The sequence below is a fragment of the Pseudoalteromonas sp. SG43-7 genome (assembly GCF_014164295.1).
Taxonomy (GTDB): Bacteria; Pseudomonadota; Gammaproteobacteria; order Enterobacterales; family Alteromonadaceae; genus Pseudoalteromonas; species Pseudoalteromonas rhizosphaerae.
Genome location: NZ_JACJEY010000091.1, coordinates 1 through 9,669, shown reverse-complemented (window position 1 = coordinate 9,669; position 9,669 = coordinate 1). Strand labels below are relative to the sequence as shown.

The following is a 9,669-nucleotide window of genomic DNA, read 5'->3' as shown; positions in this document are numbered from 1 at the left end:
GTTGGTCAGGAAAGTCACGAGATTGGTCAATGATAAACGAAGTAAATTTGAATCCTGAGAAAAAAGAAGAAATGCGGGCGGCATAAAATTTAACTTGAGGCGACAACTAACTTGAAAAACTCCGCAGGATAAGATTAGATTTAGACGCCAACTCATTCATACCACTTCGCACTATTGTTGCTTTTGACCCTATAAAAAATTCTTACAAGACCGAACAATATATTCTCCAAGATTGGCCATCTTTTAAATCAGATACTCTTGACTGGTATGAACAAGAAAACGGTAACATTACTAGCTTTAATTTTGACGAAATACCATTTTTCTATGTAAGTGCTCAAAGAGATATCACTGAAGATACAAAGCTTAAAAGCTCATATCTGGGTAAAATGCTCTCAAAAATTAAGTACTCTGATCAAGAAATTGCTGATATTGAAATAGAAATAGAGCGACTTAATAAAAAAACTGTTGATAAGAGCTCTATTCTCAGCGGAATTAAAACATCACTAAAAGGCCTTGATAGTGCGATGAATAACCAGGGAAAAGGCGTAGAGATAACTCCTTTCACTAAAAAAATCAGAGATCTTAATAAAGGTATGTCAATTTATTACTCAGACTCAGATGAAAGTTTCTCAATGGAGTACCACGGAATGGGAACCCGTAGTTGGTCATCCATTCTAACTTTAAGAGCCTTTATCAATTTGCTTGATAAAAATGCAAAAATGGATGACAGAGTTTTTTTCCCAATCATTGCTATCGAGGAACCTGAATCTCACCTTCACCCAAATGCTCAAAAGAAGCTATATCGTCAAATGGATGAAATCTGCGGTCAAAAAATAATTTCAACTCACTCACCCTATATTGCGGCATGTGCTGAATTGCATCAGATTAGAAGTTTTTACAAATCGACGAACCTAAGAGTTGGTAATTTTGAAAATTTAAAATTATCCCCTGAAGGTATCAGAAAAATAAAAAGACAAGTTATCAGTTCTCGTGGAGAAATATTCTTCTCTAAGTTAATAATATTTTTTGAAGGAGAAACCGAAGAACAAGCCTTACCAATTCTCTTTGAAAAATTTTTTGGTTATAGCCCTATAGAACTCGGAGTTGATTTTGTGGGCGTAGGAGGGTATGAGGGATATCTACCATTTTTGAATTTTGCAAAACAATTCAATATTCCAAGTGTAGTTATAAGTGATGCCGATAACATAGGTATAGTTAATAAGGTAAGGCAGCAGTTTAATACTGTTTATGGAGACGAAGAAACTGAAAGTAAACTTGTTTTCCTAGATCATGAATGTGATTATGAAAGACAACTCTTGGTTGATGGTTTTCAAGAAGAAATAAGAAAAGCAATTCTTTCGCTCAATATATACGCAAACAAGCAGCACAGAGAGAAAAGAGAGCCAGTTGATATAGAAGAAACCCAACAATTAAATGATGATGCGCTTTATAGTAAGATGTCTAGCTCTAAAACCCAAATGGCTCCAGCGGTTGCCGAGCAAATGCTAACATCCCAAAAAGAACTTCCCAGAGCTGTAAAAGAAATTTTTGAGTTCATAAAAGCAACACTATCAATAGAGGTTGAGCAAAAGTGAATAATTTAATTGAGTTATCTGAAAAGCAAAAACAGATCGTATTTTACAAAGATAGCGCTATGTATGTTCAAGCTAGTGCCGGTAGTGGTAAAACAAGAGTTCTTACCGAACGAATCAGATTTTGCCTTGAAAATACGCAAAAAAAGGTATTGGCCTTAACATTTACAAATAAAGCAGGTGAAGAAATAAGAGAGCGACTTTCTGACATAGAGAAACTAGATAATAGAGTTTTTATAGGAACATTTCATGGATTTTGCCAATCAGTTTTAGAGAATCATGGTAGTTTCATTGGATTGTCGACTTTACCCCACATTTTTGAAGATGAATCCGATCGACTAGAGCTTATTGAGCAAGCGATTTCACAAACTCCGACCTATTTTTCTGGCTACCAAGCTCAATCTACCGATGAGAAAAGAAAGTTTCGATATCAGGTTTTAGACTATATATCTAAAGTTAAACGTGAAATATTAGACGAAAACGACCTTGCTGATCGCACTGATAATGAGGATATTGTTCTTTTATATCGTAATTATCAGGATATTTTGAGAAGCCAAAATGCAATAGATTTCGATGATATTATTTTACAAGCTTGTAAGCTTTTCATGAATTTCCCTAAGGTTGCGGGGCTCTATAGGAGAAGTTTTCATTCCATTTGTATCGATGAAGCGCAAGACTTAAACAACGCCCAATATCAAATCATTAAACATCTAACTAACGGAGAGTTTTTCAATATTTTGATGGTAGGTGATCCCAATCAATCTATTTATCACTTTAATGGTTCATCACCAAAATATATGAATGAAGCTTTTGTTAATGACTTCAAGCCGGAAATAGTTTTGTTAAATGAAAATTATAGATCTTCGCTACAAGTACTTATGGCTGCAAATCAAATAATCAATGTAGATGATGACTTTAGCACTCTAGTCGTTAACGGAGAGTATCAATTATCGGCTTATGAGGATGAGTTTACTGAAGCTCAAGGTGTTATTGGGAGAATACAAACACTTATCCAACAAAAAAAGCATAAAGATATTGAAGGTGATATTACATACGAGAAGATAGCGATACTTGCACGTAATAAGTATGTTTTTTCTCATCTTGAAAAGAAACTACAAACGAATCAGATACCTTATTACTACAAGATGGGCCAAGGCACTATCAAATTCGAATCTGACAAAATGAAAATTTTTGACTTAGCACTTCGTATTAAATTAAACGAAAATGATGAGCTACATTTGGGGCGTCTTTTATCTAAGTTGAAATTGCATGATCATGAAAGTATAAAATCGTTACAAGACTTAAACAATCAAACCCTCAACAAAGTCGATTCAGAGGTAATTGAGTTAGTCTTAAAGCTATCAGAAGATGGGTCAAACCTTAAAGCGTTAGTAAAATCGTTTAAAGAATCTGTTACCTTAGATGATGATAATGACCTAAGTATGCTAATAAAAGATCTTGATGAGTTACTAGAGCACTGGGTTACATATGCTAAAAGTAACGATAGGAAATCCTTACACAAGTTTAAAAATGCAATGGCTTTAGGACAGACGCAACCAAATCAGGATCATAAAGGAGTGACCTTAAGTACTGTGCATACAATGAAAGGCCAAGAGTTTGATATTGTTTTTGTCATAGGTTTAGATGACGATACTTTTCCTGATTACAGAGCTATCAGATCTGGTGGAGTAGACCTAAAACAAGAAAAAAATAATCTCTATGTTGCATATACCAGAGCAAAAAGGCTCCTTTATGCCTCATACCCAAAACAGCGAACCATGCCGTGGGGCAAAGTTGCTTTCAGAAATCTTTCTCGGTTTTTACGAAAAACTAATTAAAATACACTAGCTGCATAGTTCAGGCTTTTTCTGATTGCTACATATTCATTGTGACTTTCAGCGAAGGTTTGAGCTAAGCATCTTTCTTACTAAAATAAATTCATTACTCAAATTGTATCAATTAATAGTTTTTCTAGTTTTAACATAAAAGCATTCAACTTATGGGATTTGTACTCTAACAAGAATAAAAATGTCGGATACTCTGGTTTATCTATAGCTCCATTTGTAGTTTTAGTTGATGATAGATCTGTAAGAGGGAATTCACTCAATACGAGCTTTTTAATTTTTTCGTTTAAACCCAATGACTGCCCTACCTTTGTTGAACCAATCGTAACTTGGATTTCGTTTGAGCCGCGGACATACTTCCCCAAACGATTAGACGGGTAACCGAGTTTAGTTAACTCTGCCAATGATTCAATTGCGTCCCATCCTTTATTTTCTTTGATGTGAAAATTTTGAAGTTCTATTTTATACATTTACTCACCCTCTGTTTTACTTAAAATCTAAATATAATAGTTACAACTATCAGTATAGAATAAAACCCTAAATTATTTTTAACTTAAAACTAGACATAATTAAAACCTAAAAGCATTAACCACCTCTTTTAACCTTCCAAACTAGCGCTACAATGTGTATTTATCAGTTATCCCACCTTTTGATAATTCATGGCCTACTATTTGCTGAATTAGGGAAAGAGCAAACGCGTGGTTATTACGGATGTTACTAATAAACAGATGTCTAAAGCGGTGATAGCTACGCAATTCATCCAACTCATTCACATTAGGAATATCAAGCTCTACAACCAAACGACCGAACCAATTAGTAATACTCTCAGCCGATGCTATGTTTACACGATCAAAGAAACTAAGACTTTATCAGGGCAGATCACATTTCTGATATCTAATTTCTGACATCTGATTCCTGATTTCTATATATCAACGCGCTGCTCGAAACTCGACGCCCGTAGCCCAAAAACAGACACAAAAAAGCCCGCAGCGTTAACTGCGGGCTTTTTTATTGAATGAGTGAGTCAGCCGTATAAGCCGGGTTCTGTCCTTTCCGAAGAAAGTGATAATCATTCGTCTAGGCCATAAATCGCTCTATGGCTCAAGCAACCTACCCGGTTCTCACGTGGGCCACGCGTTCATTATTTAAAATGATAGAACCCTATTTGGTCTTGCTCCGGGTGGAGTTTACCTTGCAACCAACTATTGCTAGTGGCCCGGTGCGCTCTTACCGCACCCTTTCACCCTTACCAATCCGAAGATTGGCGGTCTCCTCTCTGCTGCACTTGTCGTAGGCTCACGCCCCCCAGCCGTTAGCTGGCACCCTGCCCTGTGGAGCCCGGACTTTCCTCCCCCTGCGCATTTTCGTTGCAGGCAGCGATCATCTTGGCTGACTCGGCGCGCAGTATACCTGAGCTGGATTGTATGTGCAGTAAAGATTTAACCTTTTTCGTCAATAATTGTTTTATAAAGGGCATTTTTCTTCATGCCAAAATAATCGGCCACTATACCGCAGGCTTTTTTCATTGGCATTTCATTCTCAAGTAACGCCAACATTTTACGTGCTTCTGGCGGAATATCATCAACCTGCTTTGGATTACCAGGCAACATTAGCACTATTTCGCCGCGCTGTTTGGTTGGATCGTCGGTTAAAAACTGTTTAAGTTCACTGACTGTGCCATTAAAAAATGTTTCAAAGGTTTTGGTCAACTCTTTAGCAAACACCACTTGTTGCTCACTACCAAGCGCTATCTCCAAATCATCTAAACTTGCCATGATGCGATGAGTACTTTCGTACATAATGCTGGTTATATTGGAATTAACCGCTTCAATAAAAAAGTCTTGGCGAGCTTTGCTTTTTGCAGGGGTAAAACCAATAAACTGAAAACGATCTGTTGGTAAACCTGAACAACATACAGCTGTTATGGCGGCGCATGCTCCTGGTATGGGAGTGACATGTGCGCCTTGCTCTCGGCATAAATTAACAACCGCATAACCAGGGTCACTAATTAGCGGCGTGCCTGCATCCGAAACTAGTGCTATATTTAAACCTTGATTAAGTTGATCAATAATTTGTTGCGCTTTTTGCTTTTCATTATGGTCGTGCAAAGCAAAGGTTTTTGCCTTAATGCCAAAGTGACTTAGCAACTTACCGGTATGGCGCGTGTCTTCAGCAGCGATTAAGTCAACTTGCGATAAAGTCGCGATTGCACGCTGACTTAAGTCGTCATAATTGCCGATTGGGGTGGCTACAATGTAAAGAGTGCCGATTTTCTGTGAATTCTCCTCATTTAACATTGAGGTCTCCTGCGTCAGTCAGTAATATAAGCAAATCGCGTTAACGTATTGGGAAATCATTGTGCGACTTAAACTTGTTAGTCTATTAATCATATTGTCAGGGTTATCGGCCTGTAGTACAACCGAAAAACCGACTAAAACCAGTGAAAACCTCAGTTCAGCTAATAGCGCATCACAAATTCAAGCGACTGACGCACAATCTATGTACCAACTAGCCTTAAATCGCCAAGGCGCTGATAAAATCCAACTTCTTTATAGTGCGCGTGATGCTGCGATCGCAGAGCAACAATGGCCACTGTTAGAGCAAATTAGTACTGAATTAGAACGTACTCCAAGCGTCGACCAAGTGCAAAATAAACTGTACATCGCTTTTGCGCAAATGCAACAAAACAAGAGTACTCAGGCTCTTGAGATGCTAGCCAGTTTAGACAATCAATTGACTCAACCGGAGCATTTTGCTTGGCATCAATATTTAACCGCCAGTGTGTATGCATCACAAAATTTGCCTAAAGAGGCGATGACCTACTTCTTTCGTGCCTCTGAAACCGCCAGTAAAAATAACTTAACGATTCCACAGCTCAACAAAGACCTGTGGCAAAATTTACAACAATTATCATCGTATGCTTTAGAGCGCTTTAATCGCGGCTCAGTGATACAACAAGGCTGGGTAAACTTAGCGCTCTATCACCAAGTATATTTAGGTGCTCCAGTTGAGCTTGATCAAGCAATTAATAATTGGCAACGCCGTTACCCTGGTCATCCAGCAATCGCCGTGTTGCCAAAAAAAGACGCTGAGTTAATTGCTGCTGAACCACTGAATATTGAGCGCTTAGTTGTTTTATTACCCCAATCAGGTGCTAATGAACGCTTAGGTGATGCCTTAAAAGCTGGCGTGTTAGCGGCACTAGATAGTACATCTATTGCTGAAACCATTTTTATTGATGAAATGCTTAGTTCTGCTGAGCTGTCTGCAAAACTGCTCGAAATTAATCCTGACTTTATAATTGGGCCGTTACTCAAAACGAGTATCGATAAGCTAGTTGCAAGCAAAGCATTACAAGATTACCCAGTTTTGCACTTAAATACCTTTGATGGTGAGCGCCAGTCTCCTCAGCATTACTTCTTTGCGCTTAACCCGGAGCACGAAGTACAGCAAGCACTTGAGCACTTTTTAACGGCTGGTTATCAAAAACCTATGCTGCTGGCGCCAAATAATAGTTCAGGCCAGCGTTTAGTTGATTTTTTCAACCGACAATGGCAACGCTATAGTGAAACCACACCAGAAGTTGGGCTTTATAACGATAAAAAAGATATGCCAACAACCATTGTTAACCTGCTCGAAGTAGATAAATCAAAAGAACGCATTGCGACCGTTAAGTCATTATTTAGACAAGAAGTAGAGAGTGAAACTCGCTCTCGTCGCGATATTGATGTTATTTATATTCTCGGTGATGCTATCGAAACTCGCTTGATTAAACCTTATTTAGATGTAAATGTGAGTACCTTTGCTGATCGCATTCCACTGTATGCCAGTTCAAAAAGTCATAGCAAGCAAATCGATAGCACCGATAAAGGCGATCTCGATGGTTTGTATTTTACCGAGTTACCATGGATGCTTAGTGGGCAAATAAAAGATCATGCCTTACGCCAGCAATATAATTCGCTGTGGCCAGAACAGGCTGATATAAGTCAGCGTTTATTTGCCATGGCCTATGATTCAGTTGCTATGCTAAGTAATATCACACAATTGAGTATGCTCCCCGGTAAGCGATTTAATGGCTTAACTGGCCAATTGAGTATTACCAGTGATGGGCAAATTAATCGCCAACTTAATTGGGCGCAATACAAAAATAGACAAATCCAAGCGGTACAGCTAGCAACATCAGCACCGTTACCATTATTTATGCAATCAGCTACCAACCGATCATACAGTGAGTAGCTAAAAGCAATATAAAACAAGGATGTTGTGATGTCGTGGTTTAAACAACTGTGGCAAAATAGCCGAGAGAGAGGCCAGTATTACGAGCTACAAGCGCAAAAATACTTAGTGTCGCAAGGGTTGATCCCATTAGAGCGTAACTATAACTGCCCCTACGGGGAGCTAGATGTAATAATGCGCGATGGCAACACGCTAGTGTTTGTGGAAGTGAAATTTCGTAGTAGCTATGTTAAAGGTGGAGCAATCCACGCTTTAGGTAAACAAAAGCAAGAACGTTTAAAACGCTCTATTTACCATTATTTAGCAACGAAAAAGCTTAGTGATCAAGCAATAAGAATCGACTTTGTCGCAATAACTGGCGACACATCGCAACAACTTAATTGGATAAAAAACGTATTTTAATATGCAAGATACTATAAAAGAGATTTTTACAGAAAGCATTCAGGTGCAAATAGCCGCCGGTGAAGTACTTCCTAGCGCCTTAGAAGCCGCTGCATTTACCATAGCGCAGAGCCTAATCAATGGTAATAAGTTGATTTGTTGTGGTACTGCCAGCTGCCACATGCTGGCCCAACATATGGCTGGCGTATTGATCAACTACTACGAAACCGAACGTCCTTGTTTACCGGCAATTGCGCTATCACAAGAACATATCAATCTTGGTCCAAGTAACCAAAGTGACGACCAAGAAACCTTTGCCCGTCAAGTACGAGCGTTTGCTCAACAAGGTGACTTACTATTGGTTTTAGCAATCAATGGCAACGAAAAAAACATCATATCGGCAGTCGAAGCCGCACTCACCAAAGACATGAAAGTTATTGTTATGGTTGGTGATGACGGCGGTGAGCTAGTAGGTTTACTCGGTGCCAATGATGTCGAAATTCGTGTTCCGTCAAAACGTCCGAGCCGCATCATAGAATCTCACTTGGTTAATCTTCATTGTTTAAGTGAACTCGTCGACTTGACCCTATTCCCACAGGAAGAAAGCTAATGTTGAAACAATCTCTAATTGTTATTAGTACAGTACTATTATTACAAGGCTGCGCTGCTGCAGTTGTTGCAGGTACCGCTGGTGCCGTTACCGCAGCCAACGATCGTCGTACTCTTGGTTCGCAAATCGATGATAGTAATATCGAAATCAAAGCTGGGGTCGCAATAAACGATGTACCTCGCCTTGCTGATCATGCCAACATCAGCGTGATTAGCGTTAACGGCATTGTATTGTTAATAGGCCAGGTTGCAACTCAAGAAATGAAAGACGAGGCTCAGCGTACGATTGAGGGCTTACCTGCTATACGCAAAATACATAACCAAATTCGTATTGGCTCTAACATTAGCATGAGCACCCAGACCCATGATTCTTGGTTAACCTCTAAAGTAAAAACACAATTACTTACCACCGACAACATCAGTAGCAACAACATCAAGGTAGTAACTGAGAATGGCGAAGTATTTTTAATGGGCTTAGTATCAGATGCAGAAGCAAACACCGCTGTAAGCGTTGCTCGTAATGTATCGGGTGTAGAACGCGTTATTAAGGTATTTGAATATTTGTAAAGGTATCAGGTTCTAGGAATTAAAAGCCTTGCAGTTGATATCGCAAGGTTTTCTATACCTGTAGGCGGGAGCTTACCTCACGCACCTCCACTAAAAAACGCGGGGTAAACCCGCTGCTACAACAATCAACCTTAACCTTCGTCTCACAACTCGTCGCTCGTAAACTTTAACTAATACCAATCAACTTAAATATTTAACCATTCTAGCGAGCTAAATAAAGCGCTAACTGCGTTATAATTTTTTCAAGTAGAACAATTACATGTCAAAATTTACGCCTTGTTATCACTGTATTTATCTGTCGCTATAAATGGTCAGTAACTTAACACGATTGGTATAAATCTGCGTGGATAAAGCCCCGCCTACAATAAATCCAAACACCCATGCCAACCCCGTAGCCCTTAGTTTACCTAGCGCCTTTTACCTTTATCTTTTACCTTTTA

8 protein-coding genes and 1 other RNA gene are annotated in these 9,669 nt (G+C 38.9%); 6 read left to right on the top strand and 3 right to left on the bottom strand.

Annotated features, from left to right (window positions below; all coding sequences use genetic code 11):
• The first annotated feature begins 128 nt into the window (after positions 1 to 128).
• Positions 129 to 1,595, top strand: a complete 1,467-nt coding sequence (locus H5200_RS22230; RefSeq protein ID WP_182762679.1) for an AAA family ATPase — start codon at positions 129 to 131, stop codon at positions 1,593 to 1,595.
• The gene (locus tag H5200_RS24375; RefSeq protein ID WP_182762677.1) at positions 1,592 to 3,430 is read left to right on the top strand and encodes an ATP-dependent helicase; all 1,839 of its coding nucleotides are present in this window, start codon (positions 1,592 to 1,594) and stop codon (positions 3,428 to 3,430) included. The genes H5200_RS22230 and H5200_RS24375 overlap by 4 nt, the downstream gene beginning before the upstream one ends.
• Positions 3,431 to 3,537: 107 nt before the next feature.
• On the opposite strand, the gene H5200_RS22220 is transcribed toward H5200_RS24375, so the two are convergent.
• The 3 genes from H5200_RS22220 to rsmI form a co-directional block, all read right to left on the bottom strand.
• Positions 3,538 to 3,906, bottom strand: a complete 369-nt coding sequence (locus tag H5200_RS22220) for a hypothetical protein (protein ID WP_182762675.1) — start codon at positions 3,904 to 3,906, stop codon at positions 3,538 to 3,540.
• A gap of 547 nt (positions 3,907 to 4,453) precedes the next feature.
• Positions 4,454 to 4,832: RNase P RNA component class A (gene rnpB, locus H5200_RS22215), an RNA gene on the bottom strand.
• 43 nt (positions 4,833 to 4,875) lie between these two features.
• Positions 4,876 to 5,733: a 16S rRNA (cytidine(1402)-2'-O)-methyltransferase gene (rsmI, locus tag H5200_RS22210; RefSeq protein ID WP_149980608.1), complete on the bottom strand. Its 858-nt coding sequence runs from the start codon at positions 5,731 to 5,733 to the stop codon at positions 4,876 to 4,878.
• 61 nt (positions 5,734 to 5,794) lie between these two features.
• On the opposite strand from rsmI, the gene H5200_RS22205 reads away from it, so the two are divergent.
• The 4 genes from H5200_RS22205 to dolP are packed head-to-tail and all read left to right on the top strand — an operon-like array spanning position 5,795 to position 9,229.
• Positions 5,795 to 7,672, top strand: coding sequence for a penicillin-binding protein activator (locus H5200_RS22205; RefSeq protein ID WP_182762672.1), 1,878 nt, complete (start codon positions 5,795 to 5,797; stop codon positions 7,670 to 7,672).
• 30 nt (positions 7,673 to 7,702) lie between these two features.
• Positions 7,703 to 8,074 carry a YraN family protein gene (locus H5200_RS22200; protein WP_182762670.1) on the top strand — a complete coding sequence of 124 codons (372 nt, stop codon included), beginning with the start codon at positions 7,703 to 7,705 and terminating at the stop codon, positions 8,072 to 8,074.
• A gap of 1 nt (position 8,075) precedes the next feature.
• Entirely contained in the window at positions 8,076 to 8,663 is a 588-nt protein-coding gene (locus H5200_RS22195; protein ID WP_149980605.1) for an SIS domain-containing protein, read from the top strand.
• A complete protein-coding gene (gene dolP / locus H5200_RS22190; RefSeq protein WP_145236822.1) occupies positions 8,663 to 9,229 on the top strand; it encodes a division/outer membrane stress-associated lipid-binding lipoprotein in 567 nt (188 codons plus the stop codon). The genes H5200_RS22195 and dolP overlap by 1 nt, the downstream gene beginning before the upstream one ends.
• The last annotated feature ends 440 nt before the right edge of the window (positions 9,230 to 9,669 follow it).